At 65.1% G+C, this 20,406-nt stretch carries 21 protein-coding genes; all 21 read right to left on the bottom strand.

Annotated elements, in window-relative coordinates; genetic code table 11:
• Positions 1 to 5: 5 nt before the first annotated feature.
• The 21 genes from fliR to I6F33_RS09305 all read right to left on the bottom strand — a co-directional run bounded on the left by fliR (position 6) and on the right by I6F33_RS09305 (position 20,342).
• Positions 6 to 758, bottom strand: a complete 753-nt coding sequence (gene fliR, locus I6F33_RS09405; protein WP_036007054.1) for a flagellar biosynthesis protein FliR — start codon at positions 756 to 758, stop codon at positions 6 to 8.
• Positions 755 to 2,836 carry a flagellar biosynthesis protein FlhA gene (gene flhA, locus I6F33_RS09400; RefSeq protein ID WP_036027411.1) on the bottom strand — a complete coding sequence of 694 codons (2,082 nt, stop codon included), beginning with the start codon at positions 2,834 to 2,836 and terminating at the stop codon, positions 755 to 757. Before flhA ends, fliR begins: the two co-directional genes overlap by 4 nt.
• 75 nt (positions 2,837 to 2,911) lie before the next feature.
• Positions 2,912 to 3,178, bottom strand: coding sequence for a flagellar biosynthesis protein FliQ (gene fliQ, locus I6F33_RS09395; RefSeq protein ID WP_025034323.1), 267 nt, complete (start codon positions 3,176 to 3,178; stop codon positions 2,912 to 2,914).
• On the bottom strand, positions 3,175 to 3,594 hold the full coding sequence (gene flgD, locus I6F33_RS09390) for a flagellar hook assembly protein FlgD (protein WP_036007048.1): 420 nt from the start codon (positions 3,592 to 3,594) through the stop codon (positions 3,175 to 3,177). The genes fliQ and flgD overlap by 4 nt, the downstream gene beginning before the upstream one ends.
• Before the next feature lie 15 nt (positions 3,595 to 3,609).
• Complete coding sequence (gene flbT, locus I6F33_RS09385; RefSeq protein WP_036027412.1) at positions 3,610 to 4,020, bottom strand: flagellar biosynthesis repressor FlbT; 411 nt, start codon at positions 4,018 to 4,020, stop codon at positions 3,610 to 3,612.
• A complete protein-coding gene (flaF, locus tag I6F33_RS09380) occupies positions 4,020 to 4,364 on the bottom strand; it encodes a flagellar biosynthesis regulator FlaF (protein WP_193760441.1) in 345 nt (114 codons plus the stop codon). Before flaF ends, flbT begins: the two co-directional genes overlap by 1 nt.
• Positions 4,365 to 4,432: 68 nt before the next feature.
• Positions 4,433 to 5,479 (bottom strand): flagellar hook-associated family protein, encoded by a 1,047-nt coding sequence (locus I6F33_RS09375; protein WP_225142132.1) that lies wholly within the window; start codon positions 5,477 to 5,479, stop codon positions 4,433 to 4,435.
• A gap of 3 nt (positions 5,480 to 5,482) precedes the next feature.
• Positions 5,483 to 6,958, bottom strand: a complete 1,476-nt coding sequence (gene flgK, locus I6F33_RS09370) for a flagellar hook-associated protein FlgK (protein ID WP_036007035.1) — start codon at positions 6,956 to 6,958, stop codon at positions 5,483 to 5,485.
• Between the two features lie 34 nt (positions 6,959 to 6,992).
• Positions 6,993 to 8,225, bottom strand: a complete 1,233-nt coding sequence (locus tag I6F33_RS09365) for a flagellar hook protein FlgE (RefSeq protein WP_109144812.1) — start codon at positions 8,223 to 8,225, stop codon at positions 6,993 to 6,995.
• A 106-nt stretch (positions 8,226 to 8,331) separates the two neighbouring features.
• On the bottom strand, positions 8,332 to 8,913 hold the full coding sequence (locus I6F33_RS09360; protein WP_057030130.1) for a transglycosylase SLT domain-containing protein: 582 nt from the start codon (positions 8,911 to 8,913) through the stop codon (positions 8,332 to 8,334).
• Positions 8,864 to 10,207 carry a flagellar hook-length control protein FliK gene (locus I6F33_RS09355; protein ID WP_225142130.1) on the bottom strand — a complete coding sequence of 448 codons (1,344 nt, stop codon included), beginning with the start codon at positions 10,205 to 10,207 and terminating at the stop codon, positions 8,864 to 8,866. Before I6F33_RS09355 ends, I6F33_RS09360 begins: the two co-directional genes overlap by 50 nt.
• On the bottom strand, positions 10,204 to 11,379 hold the full coding sequence (locus I6F33_RS09350; RefSeq protein WP_036007028.1) for a chemotaxis protein: 1,176 nt from the start codon (positions 11,377 to 11,379) through the stop codon (positions 10,204 to 10,206). The genes I6F33_RS09355 and I6F33_RS09350 overlap by 4 nt, the downstream gene beginning before the upstream one ends.
• Positions 11,376 to 12,689, bottom strand: a complete 1,314-nt coding sequence (locus I6F33_RS09345) for a MotB family protein (protein ID WP_225142128.1) — start codon at positions 12,687 to 12,689, stop codon at positions 11,376 to 11,378. Before I6F33_RS09345 ends, I6F33_RS09350 begins: the two co-directional genes overlap by 4 nt.
• Positions 12,690 to 12,695: 6 nt before the next feature.
• Entirely contained in the window at positions 12,696 to 13,391 is a 696-nt protein-coding gene (locus I6F33_RS09340; RefSeq protein ID WP_036027422.1) for a hypothetical protein, read from the bottom strand.
• Entirely contained in the window at positions 13,388 to 15,013 is a 1,626-nt protein-coding gene (gene fliF / locus I6F33_RS09335; RefSeq protein WP_036046274.1) for a flagellar basal-body MS-ring/collar protein FliF, read from the bottom strand. The genes I6F33_RS09340 and fliF overlap by 4 nt, the downstream gene beginning before the upstream one ends.
• Positions 15,014 to 15,307: 294 nt before the next feature.
• Positions 15,308 to 16,222 carry a flagellin gene (locus I6F33_RS09330; RefSeq protein ID WP_057030126.1) on the bottom strand — a complete coding sequence of 305 codons (915 nt, stop codon included), beginning with the start codon at positions 16,220 to 16,222 and terminating at the stop codon, positions 15,308 to 15,310.
• Positions 16,223 to 16,491: 269 nt separating this feature from the next.
• Positions 16,492 to 17,400: a flagellin gene (locus I6F33_RS09325; RefSeq protein ID WP_057030125.1), complete on the bottom strand. Its 909-nt coding sequence runs from the start codon at positions 17,398 to 17,400 to the stop codon at positions 16,492 to 16,494.
• Positions 17,401 to 17,664: 264 nt separating this feature from the next.
• Entirely contained in the window at positions 17,665 to 18,405 is a 741-nt protein-coding gene (gene fliP / locus I6F33_RS09320; RefSeq protein ID WP_036007014.1) for a flagellar type III secretion system pore protein FliP, read from the bottom strand.
• Positions 18,402 to 18,845 (bottom strand): flagellar basal body-associated FliL family protein, encoded by a 444-nt coding sequence (locus tag I6F33_RS09315; RefSeq protein WP_036037699.1) that lies wholly within the window; start codon positions 18,843 to 18,845, stop codon positions 18,402 to 18,404. Before I6F33_RS09315 ends, fliP begins: the two co-directional genes overlap by 4 nt.
• Positions 18,846 to 18,887: 42 nt before the next feature.
• Positions 18,888 to 19,595, bottom strand: coding sequence for a flagellar basal body L-ring protein FlgH (gene flgH, locus I6F33_RS09310; protein ID WP_057030122.1), 708 nt, complete (start codon positions 19,593 to 19,595; stop codon positions 18,888 to 18,890).
• A complete protein-coding gene (locus I6F33_RS09305; protein ID WP_225142124.1) occupies positions 19,596 to 20,342 on the bottom strand; it encodes a MotE family protein in 747 nt (248 codons plus the stop codon).
• Positions 20,343 to 20,406: the final 64 nt, after the last annotated feature.

Below are 20,406 nucleotides of genomic sequence, written 5' to 3'. Positions count from 1 at the left end.
CCCGGTCACTCCGCCAGCCACGACGACACGCCCAGCATGAACTGCGTCAGCAGCTCGTCGCTGGTGAGGTAGAGCAGCAGGAAGCCGCCGAACAGCACGAAGGGCACCGAGATGAAATAGACCGGAATGGCCGGCGTCAGCTTGTTGATCAGGCCGACCGCCAGGTTGACGATGACCGAATAGACGATGAAAGGGCTCGAGATCCGCAGCGTCAGCACGAACGCTTCCGAAAGGCGGCCGACGAGCAGCTCGAGCGCGACGCTGCCGCCCAGCCTGCTGCCGGGCTTCCAGACGTCGTAGGAGTTCATCAGCCCGCGCAGCACCTGCCAGTGCTGGTCGGTCATGAAGAACAGCGTGGTGACGGCCGCCATGATCAGCGGCACCAGGGCCGGCGCCGGATCGGTGTCGGCGATCGGTGTGCCCGGGATGTTGCTCAGCCCGATCGCGCTCGCCATCATGGTCGCCATGGTCTGGAGGGCGAGGAAGAACACGCGCCCGCCGAGCCCGATGACACTGCCGACCACGAGCTCGGAGCAGATCAGGAGCGCGAGCGTCAGGGGAGCCGCGTTGTCCGTGAGCGGCTTCAGGACGGCAATCAGGATCGGCGTCAGTGCAAACGTCGTGACCAGTGCGACGAACAGGCGCACCTGGGGCGGAACGTTGACGCTGGAATAGCCGGGCACCAGCATCAGGCAGGCGCCGATGCGGCAAAACACGATGAACGTCACCAGCACGCTGTCGGCGAGCCCTGAGATCACGATATGGCTCCGAGCGCCCTGATCTCGGCGCTGCGCGCGACTTCGACATGCGACAGGATCGGCAAAGTCGGGAACACCCGCTCCAGGATCATCCGGACATAGGGGCGCGCTTCCGGCGTCACTGCCAGCACCACGCTGGTGCCGCTCTCGGTGAATTTCCGGATCGCGGCGCTGGCTTCGGTCGCGAACTGCTCGATCAGGCGCGGGTCTGCGTCGAACTCGACGACGTCCCCCTTGGCATCGCGCTTCAGGCTCTGGTGGAAAGCGAGGTCCCAGCGGTTACCGAGACGAACCACGTTGAGCACGCCATTGTCGGAGAGATCGCCGCAGATCTGCTGGGCGAGCCGGGTCCGAACGTGCTCCGCCACCTGCTCGGAGCGCCGCACATGGGGCGCGATCTCGGCGATCGCCTCGAGGATCAGGTGAAGATTGCGAATGGAGACTCGCTCGGCAAGCAGGATCTTCAGGATCGCCAGCAGGCCCGAATAGGAGATCTGCGACGGGCAGAGATCCTCGACCAGGCGCTTGTATTCGGGATCGAGCCGGTCGAGCAGGGCACGCATGTCCTTGTAGGACAGCAGCTGGGCAAGGTTCGCCCTGATCACTTCGCTCAAATGCGTGAGCAGCACCGACAGATTGTCGACCGGCTTGCAGCCCTGCCGCTTGACTTCGTCGGTGAAGGCTTCCGTCACCCACAGCGCCTTCATGCCGAACGCAGGCTCGATCACCTCGTCGCCCGGCACGTCGGGCTTGCCGTCCTTATCGACCAGCACCAGCACCTCGCCGAGCCTGAGCTCGCCATGGGCAACGCGCGTGTCGTGAATCCTTATCTGGTAGCTCTTAGGATCGATCGACAGATTGTCCGTGAGCTTGATCTCGGGAATGACGAAGCCGTACTGCTTGGCGAATTTCTTGCGGATCTTGGCCACGCGGTGGGCAAGCTCGGTGCGCGAGCCCAACAGATGGATTGAAAGGTGGCCGCCGAGCGCCAGCTCGATCTCGGCGGTCTTGAGCTGCTCCTTGACGGACTCCTTGGCCTCAGCCTGCGCGCGCTCGTCGGCCTTGCGGGCCTCCTCCTTCTGCTTCAGCGCAGCCTGCCGCTTCGGCAACGAATAGCCGACGAAGGCCATGACACCCCCAAGCAGCACAAACGGCGCCATCGGCAGTCCCGGCATCAAAGCGAGCACGAACATCATCAGCGCGGCGGCCGACACCGCGCGCGGATAGCCGCCGAGCTGCCGCAGCACCGCCTGCTCCGCCGAGCCCGTGGTGCCGCCCTTGGAGACCAGGAGGCCCGCCGACAGCGACACGATCAGCGCCGGCATCTGCGACACCAGACCATCGCCGACGGAGAGCTTGGTGTAGACGTCGGCCGCGCGGGACAGAGTCAATCCGTGATGGGTGACGCCGATGACGATGCCGCCGAAGATGTTGATCGCGGTGATGATGAGACCGGCAATGGCGTCGCCACGGACGAATTTCGAGGCGCCGTCCATGGCGCCGAAGAACGCGCTCTCCTCTTCGAGCTCGCGGCGCCGTCGCTGCGCTTCCTTGTCGTCGATCAAGCCGGCGGACAGGTCCGCATCGATCGCCATCTGCTTGCCCGGGATGGCGTCCAGGGTGAAACGGGCGCCGACTTCGGCGATACGCGTCGCGCCCTTGGTGATCACGACGAAATTCACCGTCACCAGGATCGCGAAGATGATGAGACCGATCACGAAGTCGCCGCCCATGACGAACTTCGAGAAGCCTGCAACGACATGGCCCGCCGCATGTTCACCCTCCCCGCCCCGTGACAGGATCAGGCGCGTCGTCGCGATGTTCAGCGCCAGGCGCAGGATCGTCGCGATCAGCAGAACGGTCGGGAAAGCAGAGAAGTCGAGCGGGCGCTGAATCCACAGCGCCACCATCAGGATCAGGGCCGAAAGCGCGATCGAGAACGCGAGGCCGAGGTCGATCAGGATCGGAGGAATCGGCAGGAACAGGATCGTGAGCATGGTCACGATGCCGGCGGCGAAAAAGGCATCCGTTCCGAGGCGGCGCTGATTGGGCGGGCTAGCAGCTAACGTATCGGCCATTGGGTCACCGGCAGAGGGGTCCGCCCGCAATCTGCCGCGCAAAGCTTACGCGGGGATGGTGCCGGGCCGTCCGGATCAGAAGCCGCGCTCGATCCTGGAATAGACCATCTCAGTGAAGGTCGACAGATGCGCGCCGATGAAGGAGCCGGAGACGGCAACGACCAGGAGAATGACGATGATCTTCGGAACAAAGGTCAGCGTCACCTCCTGGATCTGGGTCAGCGCCTGGATCAGCGCGATGACGGTGCCGACCAGCATGGCTGCGCCGACCGCAGGCCCGGAGGCGACGATGATGGTCCAGATCGCCGCCTGGACGATATCGAGGGCGTCCCGCTCGTTCATGACTGGCTGATCGTGAGGCCCGGTCCGACCGCGACCTTGGTGCCGTCCTGAAGCGTCGCGATGGAGCCGTCGCTGTTGATGGAGACCGAGACGACCTTGCCGCTGAAGGTCGCGCCGGTCGAGTCGGTGAAGCTGACCGTCTTCCCGATCAGCCCGTTGGCCTGCGACAAGGACTGCGAGGACAGCAGCGCGTCCAGCTTCGCATTCGTCTGCATCGCCTGCTCGACCGTCGAGAGCTGGGCGAACTGGCTCATATACTGCGCGGTGTCCATGGGATTGGTCGGATCCTGGTTCTTCATCTGGGCGATGAGGAGCTGGAGAAACGTGTTGTAGTCCACGCTGTTGCTCGACGTCGTCGAGTTGGTGTCGGTCGAACTGGATCTGCTGGTGCTGTCGGTCGCGCTGGTGACGTTCATCTTGTCTCTCCGCTGTCAGGCAGCTTCGACTGGGGAAACGGCGGCGGCGCCGGCCAGGATGGCCTGCTCCACCGGAAACAACGCGCGAATCCGCTTGAGCGCCTCGAAATAGCGGGTCGCCCCAACCAGTTCGTGGATCGCGCCGAGCCCACCGAGCATCTCGCGGTTCTCGCAAACGGCACACAGGGCCGCGTGATGCTGGGCGTAGAGCGCCGCAGCGTCGCGAACGTCCGTCGGGTTCATCAGCATGAGCTGGACGATGAAATAGAGCTGCCGCAGGGCCGTGGTGGCGTCGGACGCCTGCATGACCTGCCCTTCGAGCAGGAACATCACGTCGTTGACGAGCTCGACGGAGACCTTGCGGTCGACGCGGAGCACCGCGCCGTTGATGTAGACCCGTTCGCCCGCGCGCAAGGAGATCTTCATTAAAGCGCGTCTCGGATCAGGCGGTTGATTTCGATGAGCTGCACCACGTCGCTGGACCGCTGCTCGCGGAGACGATCGGCTTCCTTGACCACCCACAGGCCGATCGAGATGATGTCGGCACGCAGCTTGTCCGGCAGGCCGTTGTCCGGGTGCGCGAGATCCTCGATGAAGATCGTCCACAGCCGCCGCACATAGAGCAGGCTCTCGACCTGATCCTCGGGGCTGAAACGCCCCTTCTGGATCCGCTCGAGCCGGTCGATGCCGAGGCTGAGCGCCTGCCGCTCCCGGCTGCGCGCCTCATAGCCACTTTCGTCAACGACCGCTTCATAGGCTTCAAACGTCATCAGGACCACTCTTCGCAGAAAACCGAACAACTGGACAAAGGTTACGAGCCTGACAGCGCAGCCTTGGCTCAGAGATAATTGATGAGGCTGATCTTCTGGAGCTGCGAGGTGAGCGCCAGTGCAGTCTGGATCTGCGTCTGCAGCGTATTGACCCGGACCGAGGCTTCGGTCGGATCGACCGCTTCCATTCCGACGATCTGATTGTTCAGAATGTCCTGCTGCGTCTTGAGCTTGGCGGTTGCGGTGGTGACCCGCTGCTGGACCGTGCCGACGCTGCCGCCGAGCGCAGCGAGATCGTTGATGGCGTTGCCGACGAGGCCGATGGCCTTGTCCACGATGACCTGGAACGTCTCCTGGCTCAGCTTCACATTCCCGAGATCGGCCATCATGGTGTAGGCCTCGGCGAGCCTGCGGAAGCCGATCTCGTTGGCGCTCACTGACGTGTCCGCGATCTCGGTGGTGGAGATTCGGCTTTGCATGGTCTGGTCCGTCGCCGAGGACCAGTTGGTGTTCCAGGCCGGGCTCGCGAACCCGGCATCGAAGGTGGTGTCCAGGAAGGTCTGCATCTGGGCCGGCGTAATGGTGGCCACGGCGGGCGAGGATTGCGGGAAGCCGAAGGCCGCGAGAAAATCGGCATCGACCTGGTTCTTGCTGGCCGAGCCCGCGGCGTACGGCGTGATGGGCGCGTTCTGCGTGTTGATGCCCGAGAACAGCGACGAGCCGTTATAGGAGACATTCAACGCGCCGATCAGGTCCTGGAGATTGGAGGATGCAGGCGGCAGGATGACCCGCCCGCCGCCGTCGGTGCTGCGGGCCGCGATCAGATCCTTGAGGAAGTCGGTCGCGGTCTTGTTGAGCTGGGTGATCCTGTTCTGCGTCACGTCCAGGCGTCCCGAGACGAGACCGTTGGTGTCGACGAGCTGGTCGGCAAAGCTCCAGTCCGCCCGCAGCGTGAGGTCGCTTCCCGTCGTCGCACCGAGTTCCAGACCAACGTCGTAGAAGCGGCCGGTGGTCGCTTCGGTCGAGGCCTTGCTCAGCGCCGCCTGGTTGTTCGTGATCGAATACCTCAACGACGAGGACAGCATCAGGGTGGAAACGTAATTCGCGCTCATCATGGCTCAGTTCCCCACGGCGGCCAGCAGGCTCTGCAGCATTTCATCGACGGTCGAGATGATCTTCGACGAGGCCGAATAGGTTCGCTCGACCTGGAGCATCAAGGCCATTTCGTCGTCCATGTTGACGCCGTTGACGTTTGACAACGCCGTGATGCTGCGGTTGAGCAATGTGCTCTGGTACTCGGAATTGGCGTCGGCGGTCTTGCGCTGGTTTTCGATCCAGCTCGCCGATGATGATGCGAAGTCGATCAGGCTGCCGCTCGGCTTGCCTTGCGTCGTTGCATCGAACGGCTGCGCGGCATCCATGCCGCCGATGAGCTGCTGCAGTCGGGCCGAATAGCCGCCGTTGCCGGCGGTGTTGTATTGGTAGGCGGGGTTGCCGCTGATCGCGCCGTCGCGTAGCAAATTCGGGTTGCCGCCCAGGCTCGGATCGACCGAGGCCGCGACCGAGATCGTGCCGGCGAGGCCCACCGAGACGGTCGCGCTCGCCGGCATCGCCGGCGCGCCCGGATAGGTGAAGAGACCGGGAACGTCGGGCAGCGCCGCGGCGGTCTGATCGCTTTCCCTGAACGTATTGATCAGGCCGCGCGCGATTTCGTCGAGCTGGCCCTGATAGGTGACGGTGTCCTGGTCGCGCAGCTGGGCGAGGCCTGCGAGCTTGCCCGACTTCAGCGGCATCACCGAATTGGCGCCGGTCACCGGGACCCCGTCGATGTAGACGGCGTTGCCCGTGGTGCCGGCGGTGTAGGCATTCGTCGGCGCAAAGCTCACCGTCCGCGCCGTCTTGTCGAACAGCACCACGCCGCTGTCAGCGTAGAGCGCCGCGTCGCCGTTGGGGCGGATCGACATGTTGACGCCGACCTCCTGCGACAGTTGCGAGACGATGCTGTCGCGCTGATCGAGATAGTCGGTGATGTCGTCGCCGGAGATCGTGCCTTTCACGATCGCGGTGTTCACGGTCTCGAACCGGGAGAGCAACTGGTTGATATTCTGAACCGACGTCTTCATGTCGGCATCGGCGCTTTCGCGGACCGACTGCACGGTCCGGGTCGCCTGGTTGAGCGCGGTCGCCATGTCCTTGGCGGACGCGACGGCCGCCTGCGCCAGGGTGGCGTTGTCAGGGGCGTTGGCATATTTCTGCAACGCCTGCTTCAGCGCGTTGAGCTGCGCCGTCGGCGACTGGTCGAGCTCCGGATCGTCCACCGTCGCGGTGGCGATCTTCTGCAGGCCGTCATAGATCGCGGTCTGCTTGGCGGACGACGAGGTCGCGATCAGGACGTTGTTGTAGAGGCCCGAGCTGGCGGCGCGCTGGATCGCCGCGACATAGACGCCGGCGCCGGGCAGATTGTCCAGCATGGTGAGCTTGCGCGAATAGCCGGTGGCGCTGGCACCGGCGATGTTGCGCGAGATGACCGACGACTGAACGCTCGACGCCATGAGCGAGGAGCGAGCCGAGTTGAGAGCGGCGGTAAGCGACATGGCGTGCTCTTGCCCGAAACGAGCGCCGAGGAATTCAGCGCTTCAAGTTGACGACGACATCCAGCAGATCCGAGCCGGTCTGGAACGATTTCGAGTTCGCCGTGAAGCCGCGCTGGGCCTCGATCATGCCGGTGAGTTCGTCCGCAAGGTCGACGTTGGAGTCCTCCAGGGCACTGGACTGGATCGTGCCGAGCCCACCCGTGCCGGCATTTCCGACCTGCGCGTTGCCGGAATTCATGTTGGTCGAATAGACGTTGCCGGGCTCGGGCGTCAGATTGTCGGGGCTCGCGACGTCGGCGAGCATGATGGTGTAGAGCGTCAGCTGCTGCCCGTTCTTGAGGATCGCCGTCACATGGCCGGCATCGTCGATATCGACCTTGTCGATCGCCGAGGGAACGCTGCCATTGACAGTGGCCTTGAAGCTGAAGTCGGTGCCGACCTGGGTCAAGTTCGACAGGTCAAAGGTCATCGCCGCACCTCCGGGAACGGTGAAGGCGAGACCGGTCGGGCTCGCCGCGGCGAGCGCGCCCCTGCCGGCCGCCGTGGTGTCGAAGGTGAAAGTGGTGGCGGCGCCGAGCGAGGTGCCTGTCGCGGAGTCGTAGACCCCGATCTGCCAGGTATCCGAGCCGGCAGCCGTCGCCGTGTGGGACATATAGACGTCGAGCGTAACGGCCTGGCCGATATTGTTGTAGGCCACGATCGAGCTCTTCGATGAATATGACGCCGGGCCGGGCGGACCAGCAATGACAGCCGCTTTCGGATCCAAATTGCCGGTGGTGAGCGTTCCCGCCGTTGACGGCACCGGCACCTGCGAGACCTGGGCGATGTTGACGATCTGCATGCCGGACAGGCTGTTCTGCGAGAAATTGCTCACGTTGCCCGGCTGGCCGAGAAGATAGAAGCCGGCCGCGTTGACCAGATTGCCCTGGCTGTCGGGCACGAACGAGCCGGCCCGCGTCAGATATTGCTGCGTGTTGTTGGCGTTCGACACCACGAAGAAGCCATTGCCCTGGACGCGGAGGTCCGTGGTCGACGTGGTATACTGCGTATTGCCGCCGTCGCTGATGGCATAGCGGACCTTGGTTTCGACCGCGCCGGAATCGTAATTGCCGGAGCCGCTCTTCAGGATCAGCGAGGAGAATTCCGTGGAAGCCCGCTTGTAGCCCGTCGTGTTGACGTTGGCGATGTTGTCCGAGACCGTCGACAGCTTGTTGGACTGCGCGTTCATCCCGGAAACGCCGGTGCGCATAACACCATACAGGCTCATGAATTGGGCTCCTTTGGTAGGTTGCAGCTACAATGGGGGTTCTTGCTTGCGCGGGGCTGATGATTGGGCGCGATGCACAACTTGTCGTGGTCCGGTCAGCTCTGCTTCAGCTCGTCTTGGGCTGGCAGAACGAGCGCGCCTTGTCCGTCCACGCGCCGAAACCGCTCGAGACGAGATGCGCAACGATGTGACAGACATAGCGCTTCTGCGCCGGCTGATTGTTGGGACCCGCGTTGTAGCGCGCGACAGCCATGGTCCAGCTGCCCTCGCGCTGCTTCAACTCCTTCAGGAACCGCGCGGCGTATTCGACGTTCCCCGCGGGATCGAACATCGCCCGGACCGAAGCGAACTTGTCGCCGTGATAATAATGGTTGATCTGCATGCAGCCGAGATCGATCAGCTTGATGCCTTTGCTGCGCATCGCCTCGAAATTCGCGATTGCATCGTTGATGTCCTTGGCGAACACGGTCTGGCCGTCGGCCCCGAGCGCGTAAGGATGGAGCGCGCCGCGCCGGCCGGTCTCGGTGAGGCCCACCGCATAGAGAATGCCGAGCGGAATCCCATGCTGCCGGGCCGCGCGCGTCATCTCGCGCTCGCAGGGGCGCGCAGTCTCGGCGGCGGCTTCCGAAGCGCTCGCGTTACAGATAAACAGGGCCGCGACGGTGATGCGGCGCCACGTCCTGCTCATGACGCGTCTCCTGGTTGAACTGGCGCTCCTGGCGAGCCTGTTTCGCGCCGCCGTCGGATTGCCCCGACGACGTGCCGGCACCGCCGAACGCGCCTTGCGACTGCGGCGAGGATTGTTGCTGGCCCGAGAGCTGGGGCTGGGACTGGCCGGAGCCGCTCTGGAATCCGTCCAGCGAGCCGTGCTGGACCGGCGCGACGTCGGCGACGTAGCCGGCCGACTGCATGAGCTCGCGGATCTGGTCGCGCTGCTGGTCGAGCATCTGGCTCGTGTCCTTGCGCTCGGCCGCGAGCTGGACGGACACTTCGGTGCCGACGAGACGCAGGCGCACCGTGACGTTGCCGAGGGCGGGCGGTTCGAGATTGACCGTCAGGATCCTGAGCGGCTGATCCGGTGCGTTGGTCTGGGATGCGGCGAGATCGGGTGCCGCGGACGCAGCCGGTGCCGAGGACTCCTTCAGCTCGGCGACGACTGCATTGGCAACCTGCTGCGGGGCGTTGAACTGCGCCGGTGGCAGATGGGTTTCCTGCTGGACCACGGTGACCTTGGTTGTCTCGGGTAGCGCGGCGCGCGCCGAAGCCTTGGCAGCGCGCTCGACATCGGCCGTAACCGCCTCGAAGCCGGGTGATGCCGGCCTTGCGCTCGAGGCTTCCGCACCTTGCGTCAGCGCAGATTGCGACGCCGCCATCGCTTGCGAAGCCGCCGCCTGCGAGCGCGCGCCGGCCGGGGCAGGACTGGATGGACCGGCATCGCCGGTCGCCGCCTTCACCGCGCCCGGTGCCTCGTGCTTCGCCGAGGGCGACCGCTCGTCACGCGCGGGCGCGTCCTTGTCTGCGGAGGGCACTTGCATCTGCGGTTTCACGGCAGACACAGCAGCGATCTCCTGCCCGACCATCACAGCGATGCCGGATTGATCCTGGCGATCTGTCCCGGTGAGATGATCGACCGGACGTGGTTGCTCCGCCAGCTTGTCGGACTTGGTGTCGGAGGTCTCGTCCATGGACTTTGGATCAGCAATGGTCGCGACGCGTTCGCGCAGCGCCGCCTCCTTCGGCTGCTCCTGCTCGGCCGGATGGATCGAACGCGTGCGCAGCGTTCCGGTCTTCGCGGCCGCCTCGCTGCCGTCTTCGCTCAGCGCCTGCTTGGCGAGATTCGAGACGGTGTGGAGCAGATCGTTGAAGGACGAGTTCGTCTGTGGTTTGGTCGCGGCACCCTTTGCCGCGCGCGACCCGCGCATGTTGAGACTCTCGGCGAGACCGTTGAAGAGCTGTCCGGAGGTTCCGCTGAGCTTGGTCATGGCCGGCGATCCTTGGTCAGGAGTTCGAGCTCCCCGAGCTGCTTCTGCGCGCGTGCGAGCGTCGCGGTCGATGACGCCAGATCGAGTCGCGCCGGCGTTGCCGGGGGCTTATCCGCCGCCGCGGCGGATCCGCCCGCGAACGGCTTGCGGACGTCGAGCGCGAGCTGCACCGTGGCATTGAGAAGGGGGACGTCGCGTTCGGGCAGCTTCGACCGGTCGAGCGCCTTCAGTTCGGCGAGACCGCCGTCATATTCGTCGGTGAGCACGCGCGAGGCGCCGCGGAGGAAATGGGCGCGCTCGCGTTCCGCCGATGTATCCGCGCTGAGGGTCAATGCCCGCTCGCCGGCCAGCCGGGTCACGGTCAGCCGTCCGCGCACCATCGCGGCGCGCGCCATCATGAGATAGAGCTTGAGGCGGCTGGCGCGATCGATCTGCTCGAGCAAGGCTGAGATCCGCGCAAAGCGGCGCTCGTCGAGTGCCAGGCTCGATTGCGTCAGCCCCGCGGAGAAGCGCTGCCAGAAATCGCCCGCATAGATCGAGTTGCGGTAATGGCGGATATAGGCCAGCGTCAGGAACTCGAACTTCTCGAAATCCTCCGCCTGCCCCACCAGCAGGATCTCGCGCCGCAGGGCCGCCTCCTCGACCAGCGTGCCGGGCAACAGCAGGCGCGCATCGTCCAGGCGCTCGATCGCGAGCGAGGCCTCGGCGCGCGCGAACAGCGCGCCCTGAACCAGCGCGACCTGTCCGCCCAGTCCCGAAGGAATCGTCCGCGGCTTGATCTCCTTGAGCAGCTCCCGTGCTTCCTCTTGGCGACCCTCGACATAGGCGAGCGCACCGTTGAACAGCCGCTCGTCGACGTTCAACTTGTCGCGCGGCAGTTTGCGGACGATTTGCGGCGCACCGCCGCTGAGCAGGTAGATAACGACCGCCTGGCCGTTCCGCGGATTGCTCCACACCGCGGGATCGGCCGCGAGAAACTTCTCGCCGATTTGCCGGATCAGCGCGATATGACTGCCATGTGCGGCGGTGTCGCCATTGGCGATGCCGTCCTGCACCGCTTGCAGCGCGCGGACGAGCTCATAGGGTTCGCTGCCCTGGGGTGCAGGCTGGGCAAGCGCATTTGCCGCGATGAACGGCAGCAGCAAGACGGCGCGGCGCAGCAGCCTGATCAAGGTCGCTTCTCCCGGATCAGGATTTCGATCCGGCGGTTCTGGGCGGCCGCCGGATCGTTCGGGAGCTTCGGCCGCCGATCGGCGTAACCTTCGATATGCTCGATCCGCCGCGCATCGACGCCGGAACGGACCAACATGTAATAGGCCATCTGCGCACGCGCGGTCGACAGCCTCCAATTGTCGTAGGTTTCCGATCGATACGGCCGATTGTCGGTATGCCCGCGGACGATGATCATGCCCTGGCGCTTCATCAGCAGCGGCCCGATCTTGTCGATCACGTGGATCAGCTCGGGCCGCGGCTCCGCCGAGCCGACCGCGAACATGCCGAAGCTCGCATCGTCGGTGAGGCTGACCAGGAGCCCTTCCTCGACCTGACGCACCTCGGCCGCCGGCCCCGCCCCTGCTTTGATGTCCGACAGCGCCTCCGCGACCGCGGACTGAAGCTGCTTGAGGGTGGGCTGCTGTGTTTGCGCCGCGTCGCGCGCCTCCGGCTCCTTCGCCGCATCGTTGGGACGAGCCTGCGGGGCGGTGCTCACCTGGACGCCAGCTTGGGCGCTGCCCTCGCGCGGCGACTGCGTCGGTGCGGCGCCCGGCGGCATCAGCGGCGACAGGCTTGCGGACGAGCTCTCCGGGCCCGGAGCCACGTTGCCGCCGGCATCATCCGTCCTGCTCCGGCGCGCCTGCACCTCGCCCGGATTTGCTCCGGCTGCGCCGTCTCGCGCGGAGGCATTCGGCTTCGGCTCGCTCTCGATGAAGCGATCGGCGTCCTTGGACGCCTGTGGCGCCAGCTTCCAATAGCCCGGATCGAATGGATCGCGATAGGCATCGCCTCCCTTGAGGCCGTCCTCTTCAGCGGAGGTCAGAGCGCCGGCGCGCCGCTGGCCCGTCGACTGGTTCGCGCTGTTGGCGATCTCGGCGAGCGTCGCATAGGGGTCACGGAACAGGACCTTCTCCTCGAAAGAGGCCGGCTTCTCAGCCGTCGGAGAATCGCCGCGCCTTTCCTCGTTCGTACCGGCCGGCTGACGCTTGCCGTCCTGGCCTTCGAACGACGACGGCTCCTTGTTGGAGAGATCCTTGAGGCCCTTTGGGGCAGGTGAGTTCTCAGCGAGCTTGATCGGATTGAAATAGCTCGCGACGACCTGCTTCTGGTCCTGGTTGAGCGCGTTGAGCAGCCACATGACCAGGAAGAACGCCATCATCGCGGTCATGAAGTCCGCATAGGCGATCTTCCAGACGCCGCCGTGATGCGCCTCCTCGGCGAAGGCGCTGCGGCGGCGGACGATCACGATCTCATGCTTGACCTCCTCCATGGCGGACTACCGGCGCGCTTCCTTGAGGCGTTCACTCCAGGCGGAGATCTGCGTCTCGATCACGGTCTGGTCGGCCACGACGCGCACCTCGAGCGTCTCGGCGGCCACGTATGCAATGCCCGTTCGCCTGGACGCCTCGAGCTGCGTCTTCACGAGGTCCAGCAGCTCGCTCGGGCCGGTGACCTTGAAGGCCGGCGCCGACGAGCTGCCGGTCAGCGCCGCGATCTGCTCGACCAGCGATCCGATCGCCTTGTCGCGCACCGCATCGGCGAGGAACGGCAGCAGGATCCGCGCCACGGAGCTTGCGATATTGGTCTCGATCTCGCGGCAGGCCGCCTCGAAGCCGCTGACGATCGCGACCGCCTGCTGGTCGGACCATTTCGCCCGCTCTTCGCCGAGCCGGATCGCGCTGCGGACGCGCTCCTCGGCCAATTTGGCGTCGCCTTCCGCGACGCCCGCGGCATGGCCGCGCCGATAGGCATCGTCCAGGAGATTGACCGGCGGCGCTTCCGTCGCGGGGGCCGGGGACTGAGCCTGAAGCTGCGTGTGGGCCTGCGGCTGCGATTGAGGCTGCGGATCGCGCCTCGCCTCCTTTGGCCTGGTCAGCACGTCCTGGATTTTTGGAGGCGGGGGCGGCGGCGACGACTTGACCCGGCCATTCGCATCGAACTGCGTCAGGAGTTTTCCGATTGCCGCGTTCATGCCGCCTCCTCGCGTCGCATCCAGTCTTTAAGGATCGCCGCCGCCTGCATCTGGTCGAGCCGGACGATCTGCTCGAGCCGCTTCTGCGGCGTTCGCTGCATCTTGCCTTCGAGGTCTTCGACGAGGTTGAGCTCGGCCTCCTCGCCGTCGGGCAGCGCAAGGGCCGCCGAGGCCTCGAGCTGGGCGGCCTCGGCCGCCTCGGCCTGCTCCTGCTCCGCGCGATGGGTCAGGATGCCGTTGACCGCCGGCCGCAGCCCGAACCAGACCAGCATCGAAGCCACGGCCAGGATCGTGATCGCGTTGATGACGCTGCCGAGCTGCTTGTTGATCATCTCGACGAAGCTGATCGGCGGCACCGGCGCCAGCTCACGCGAGCCCTCGATGAAATCGACGGCCGTCACCTGGATCTGATCGCCGCGCGCCTTGTCCAATCCGCCCGCGGTCGCCGCGAGCTGGCTGATCTCGGCGAGCTTGCTGTCGATGATGGCCTGGTTGCTCTTGTCGCCGAGATCGGCAACCAGCCGAGCGCGATTCACCAGGACGGCGATGAACAGCTTCTTGACCGAATAGCCGTCGCTGACCGTCGTTGTGGTCTTGGAGGAGACCTCGAAATTGGTGACGTCCTCGCGGCGGGTCTTGTCCTCGCTGGAGTTCTTGCCGCCGCCCGCATTCACCTGCTGGTCGGGGAGATTCTGCTGCACCGTGGTCGGCGACGAGCGGTCGGCGTTCTGCGAGGATTCCTTCTCGCGTACGGCCCGCACCGAGCGCTCGGCGCGGTTCTCGGGATCGTAGACCGTCTCGTTGATCTGCCGCTTGTCGGTGGACAGCTGCGGAGCGACGCTCACCTCGAAATTGTCGAGGCCCAGATACGGCGTCAGCGCCTTGCGAATGCTCTCCTGCACCATGCCGCTGACCGTCTTCTGCAGGCTCGCCATCTTGGTTGGCGCGGCGCTGGCCTCGTCCTCTTCGGCGAGCAGCATCGAGCCGTCGGCATCGAGCACCGTCACCTTGTCGCGGCTCATGCCGGGAATGGCGGCGGCGACGAGATGCCGGATCGACTGTGCCGTGCGCGCCTCGATCGCGCCGTCGGTGCGCAGCACGACCGATGCCGAAGGCGGCTGCTGCGTGGCGCGGAACGAGCCGCGCACCGGCAGCACGATATGCACGCGCGCCGCCTTCACGCCCTTCATCAGCTGGACGGTGCGGGCGATCTCGCCTTCGAGCGCGCGCAGCTTGGTGACCTCCTGCATGAACGAGGTCAGCCCGAGCGAGCCGATCTTGTCGAACAGCTCGTAACCGGAATTGGCGCTGGTCGGCAGCCCCTTCTCGGCGAGCAGCATCCGCGCCTGCATGGTCTGGCTTGGACGCACCGAGACCGCATCGCCGGCGGAATTGACGTCGAAGGTGATGTTCTGCTCGCGCAGTGCCGCGCCGATGCGCGTCACGTCTTCGCGGGTGAGGCCGGTGTAGAGCGTTTCGAACTCGGGGCGGCTGAGATAATAGGCGCCGCCGACGACGGTGACGAGAACCGCAAAACCGATCAGTCCCAAGGCCATCAGGCGTCGCGGCCCAAGCTCCAGCAGATTGTTGAGCAGTTGCTGTACCTGCGCACGACTGAGCATATGACCTCGTACCAATGCGAATGGTGACGACACTCAGCTGCCAACCTTGTCTGAAGGTTGCGCGAGGCGCGAATGCGTGGGTTCGCTGGCGAGGCGTTGCAATTATGCAAGACGGGGCGACGCAATCGGTTTGGCAGCCGCGAGCGAGCGCCGGGCGCATTGCGGCCCGACCGGCTGCGGCAGGTCGCAAGACGATGACGAAGGTACGATTGCCGGCACGTCGCGAGTCGGCGCCCACCATCACGGCGGAGACCGTGCTCCCTGAGGGAGCACGGTCGTTTTCGAGAGCGCCGCTTAGCCGCGGAACAGCGACAGGATGCTCTGGCTGTTCTGGTTGGCGATCGACAGCGCCTGAACGCCGAGCTGCTGCTGCGTCTGCAGGGCCTGAAGGCGGGTCGATTCCGCGTTCATGTCGGCGTCGACGAGCTGGCCGACGCCGCGATCCACGGAGTCCATCAGGGTCTTGACGAATTCCGTGTTGGTCGAGATGCGGTTCTTGACCGCGCCGAGATCGGCAGCGGCCGAGGCCACCGAGTTGATGGCGGCGGTGACCTGCGCGATGTAGGCATCGAGCGTGGTCTGGTCGGCGGCCGAGTCGGTCAGCGCGGAGATGTTGATCGTGTCGACCGAGGCGCTGCCGGCCACGGTGTCCAGGATACCGGTCTGCGTCGTCGAGTAGAGCGTGTAGTTGGCGGTCGTCACCGTGATCGAGCCGATGGTGGGCGTACCGCCGACGCGGGAGTAGGACGAGACGAGGTTGAAGCTCGTCGGGGTGGTACCCGTCGTCGTGCTCAGCCAGTTGATGCCGTTGAAGGTCGCCGAATTGGCCTTCAGCTTCATGTCCTGCTGGATCTGGGTGATGTCCGCCTGGATCTTGGTGCGGTCGATACCCGCGGTCTTGGCTTCGACCAGCAGCGCCTGGAGCTTGGTCAGGCCGGATTCCTTGTCGCCGATCACCGAGGTCAGAGCGGTGTATTCGGTGTCCACGGTCGCAGCCGACAGGCCGAGCGAGTCGGAGACAGCGGACAGCGCGGCGTTGTCGGAGCGCATCGACGTTGCGATCGACCAATAGGCGGCGTTGTCCGAAGCGGTGGACACGCGCTGACCGGTGGAAATCCGGTTCTGCGTGGTGGCGAGTTGCGTGCTGACAGACCGCAGGGTCTGCAGCGCGGTCATGGCGGAGGAGTTGGTGAGAAGACTAGAACCCATTTTGATGTCCCTTTGAAGATTGACTTGAGTTGGGGACATACCGGGCTTGCACCGGTACGACAGGGCGGCGTCATGCCTTTGGGCGTGCCGCAAACGCGGGTTCAAGGCCCAATCTGTCGTAGCGGCGAGGTTAGCGAGCGAAGCTTGTGCGGGGCTTGTGGCCCTGTGTTCCGGCCGCAACAGTCGGCCGGACTTGGGCGCGCGTGGCCATGCCCAAACGAAAGGGCCGCGCTTCGCGAGAAGCGCGGCCCTCCTCCGATGACTTCCGCTTAGCGGAACAGCGACAGGATGCTCTGGCTGCTGTTGTTGGCGATCGAGAGCGCCTGCACGCCGAGCTGCTGCTGGACCTGAAGGGCGGCCAGGCGGGTGGATTCCGCGTTCATGTCGGCGTCGACGAGCTGACCGACACCGCGGTCAACCGAGTCCATCAGCGACTTCACGAAGTTCGTGTTGGTCGAGATACGGTTCTTGACGGCACCGAGATTGGCGGCGGCCGAGGCCACCGAGTTGATCGCAGTCGTGACCTGCGCGATGTAGCCATCGAGCGTGGTCTGGTCGGCCGCCGAGTCGGTCAGCGCGGCGATGTTGATCGTGTCGACCGACGCACTGCCAGCCACAGTATCCAGAATGCCGGTCTGCGTGGTCGAGTAGAGCGTGTAGTTGGCCGTCGTCACCGTGATCGAGCCGATGGTGGGCGTGCCGCCGACGCGCGAGTAGGATGACACGAGGCTGAAGCTCGTCGGGGTGGTACCCGTCGTGGTGCTCAGCCAGTTGATGCCGTTGAAGGTCGCCGAGTTGGCCTTCAGCTTCATGTCCTGCTGGATCTGGGTGATGTCCGCCTGGATCTTGGTGCGGTCGATACCTGCAGTCTTGGACTGGACCAGCAGCGCCTGGAGCTTGGTCAGACCCGAGTCCTTGTCGCCGATCACCGAGGTCAGAGCGGTGTATTCGGTGTCGACGGTCGCGGCAGACAGGCCGAGCGAGTCGGACACCGCCGAGAGCGCGGCGTTGTCGGAGCGCATCGACGTTGCGATCGACCAATAGGCGGCGTTGTCCGACGCGGTGGCGACGCGCTGGCCGGTCGAGATCCGGTTCTGCGTGGTGGAGAGTTGCGAACCCACAGACCGCAGGGTCTGGAGTGCGGTCATGGCAGTCGAGTTCGTAAGCAGGCTTGACATTGCGAATGTCCCTTTATGTACGCGTTTACATTTTCACGAGGGGACATACCGGGCTTTCACCGGTACGGAAGGGCGGCATCATGCCTTTGGACCGATCTGTGTGGGTCCAACCCGCCGTACCGTGTTGCTAGCACGCCGAATCTTGCTTCCGCATTAAGACGAGCTTGAATTCCGCAGCAAAATCATATGGTTAAAATTACGCGCCGCTAACCATATCCAGCGCGTTTCGTTTAACCATAATCGGCCGGCGGGCGCTCGCGGCGCTCACGAGAACGAGCGGACCAGCCCGGAGGCCAGCAGATTCCAGCCGTCGATCAGCACGAAGAACAGCATCTTGAACGGCAGCGCGAGGATCGTCGGCGGCATCATCATCATGCCCATCGACATGGTCAGCGTCGCCACGATCATGTCAATCACCAGGAACGGCAGGATGATGAGGAATCCGATCTCGAACGAGCGCCTGAGCTCGGAGATCATGAAGGCCGGAATGATGACGCGCAGATCGACCCGCTTGTCGTCGAACTTCCTGCGGAAGCTTTCGGCGGCGAGCGCTTCGAAGGTCTGGAGATCCTTGTCGCGGACATGGGCCAGCATGAACTCGCGGAACGGGTCCGTGATCTTCAGATAGGCTTCCTCTTCCGATATCTCGTTCTTCATCAGCGGCTGGACGCCGCTCTCCCAGGCCCGGTCGAAGGTCGGCGCCATGACATAGAAGGTCATGAACAGCGCGAGGCTGATCAGCACCAGGTTGGCGGGCGTGGTCTGGAGGCCGAGACCGGCGCGCAGGAACGACAACGCCACCGCAAATCGCGTGAAGCTCGTCACCATGATGAGCAGCCCCGGCGCCACCGACAGCACCGTGATCAGCGCCATCAGCTGGATGATCCGGCCGCTGGTCGAGCCGTTTCCGGGCGGCAGTAGCGAATTCAGGTCCGGAATCTGGGCCAGCGCCGCTTCGGGCAGCACGACCAGAACCAGCGCGAGCAGCAGGACTTTCACTCTCACTGGATCACCAGCGTCTCGATGATCAATTCGCGGACCTTGCCTGACGAGCGGATATTGGCGCGCTCGGTCAGGTCGTCGCGCAGATGCTGGAGCCCGCGCGATCCTTCGAACTGCGCGACCGTCGCCGACCGCAGATAGGTCACGATGTCCTCGCTGATGTGGGCGGCCAGAATGCCGGCATCCTCGTCGCTCATGCTGTCGGTCACCATCGAGGCTTCTATGCGCGCCCAATTGTTCGCCGGCGCGGCGAGATTGGTCACGATCGGAGACAATTTCCTGAGCCGCGCGCTGCCGGCGTAACTCGACGCGATCGGCGGCGATGTGGCGTTCTTCTTGGCGTCGGCAACGCGTTCGGCGGTCGCGATCAGATGCAGACCGGCAATCGCGCCCGCGCCGATCGCGATCAGGGTCAGCACGACGATCGCGGCGATCAGGCGCATGGCGTCGCCCGCCATCGCGGCGCGATCCGGCCGGCTCGGGCCTCAGAATGGTGCCACGGCGTCATAGATCCGGTGTCCCCATCCAGGCTGCTGCACGTCCGACAGATTTCCGCGCCCGCCATAGGACACGCGCGCCTCGGCGATCTTGTCGTAGGAGATGGTGTTGGCTCGCGAGATATCGCGCGGACGCACGATGCCGCCGACCTTGAGCACGCGCATCTCCGTGTTGACGCGAAATTCCTGCGAGCCGCTGATCATCATATTGCCGTTCGGCAGCACGTCGGTGACGACGGCCGCGATCGAGAGCCTGATGTCCTCGGTGCGGTCGATCTGGCCGTTGCCCTTGATCTGGGTATTGGTGCTGAGATTGGCGTTGGCCGAACCCGTGTCGTTCCATCCAGCGATGTCCATCAGCCAGTCGAGCCCGAACTTGACCTGCGAATCGCGCGAACGGCCGGTCTTGTTGTCGAGCTTGGCCTTGTCCTGCATCGAGATGATCACCGTCACGACGTCGCCGGTGCGGCGGGCGCGCGGATCGCGGTAGAGATCGGTGCCGTCGTCCCAGGTCGAGCGATAGCTGACGGGCGTGCGCATGCGCGGCGTCACCGGGATCGGATCGGCCTGCATCCGCAGGCCGCTGCCGACGGGCGACATCTGCGGACCGGTCAGGACCTCGGCCGGATCATGGAAGCAACCGGCCAGAAGTACGGACGCCGCGAGCAGCGAGAGGATGAGGATCGGCTTGGTCATCTATTTGCTCTTTCCGTCGTCCACGCGACGCATGCCGCCGAGCAGGTCTGCGAGGTGCGCCGCGCGTGCCGTGTCCATCTCGTTGAAGATCGCGCTCGAGCTGCGCGGGCTGAGCTTGGCGAGCACGGCGGCGGCGGTCTCGTCGGCCATGCCGGCGATCTGCGTCGCCGCAGCTTCGGGCTTCATGCGCGAATAGATCTCGACGACGCTCGCTTCGGCCTTCTTCAGGAAGTCGTCGCGCAGCGCCATCCACTTCTCGTATTCGGCGCGCTTGGCCTCGACCTCGGCGATGCGCTCGCGCAGCAGGCTCTCGGCCTTCTCGAGCTCCTTGAGCTGCCAGGCCAGCCTGGCGTCGACGGCGGGATCGGCGACGTTGCTGCAGAACAGCGCGATTTCGTTGTCGGGGGCCGGCGCAGCCTGCGGCGGCGCAGGCTTCGGCGGCGCCGTGACGCTGCCGGGCCTGGCCGGACGGACCGGCGCCGGTGTCTCCGGCACCGCACCGGTAACCGCGGGGCCCGAATCTTCGGCCGCCCATGCCGTGGCCCGGACCGACGCATTGTCGATAGGTGTCGCGGTGGCCGACGGCTGCGGCTTCTGCGGTCCGCCCGCGCGGGCGCGGGCGAAGGAGAGCAGGTTGAGCGGTTTCGACGGCTTGGCCTCGTCCAAGGCGAGCGCGGGCGAGGCGCTCGCGAGCATTGCTGCCGCGGCCAGCAGGAGGAGTTTGCCTTTGTGATCCAGCTTCAGCATCGGGCCGCGTGCGATTCTCGCTTCAGACCTGAGCATTGAGCGACCAAGCTTGCACGACGCTTGC

The organism is Bradyrhizobium sp. BRP20 (assembly GCF_020194215.1).
Lineage (GTDB): Bacteria > Pseudomonadota > Alphaproteobacteria > Rhizobiales > Xanthobacteraceae > Bradyrhizobium > Bradyrhizobium yuanmingense.
Note: the sequence above shows the minus strand (reverse complement) of the source record. Positions and strands in the feature narration are given on the sequence as shown.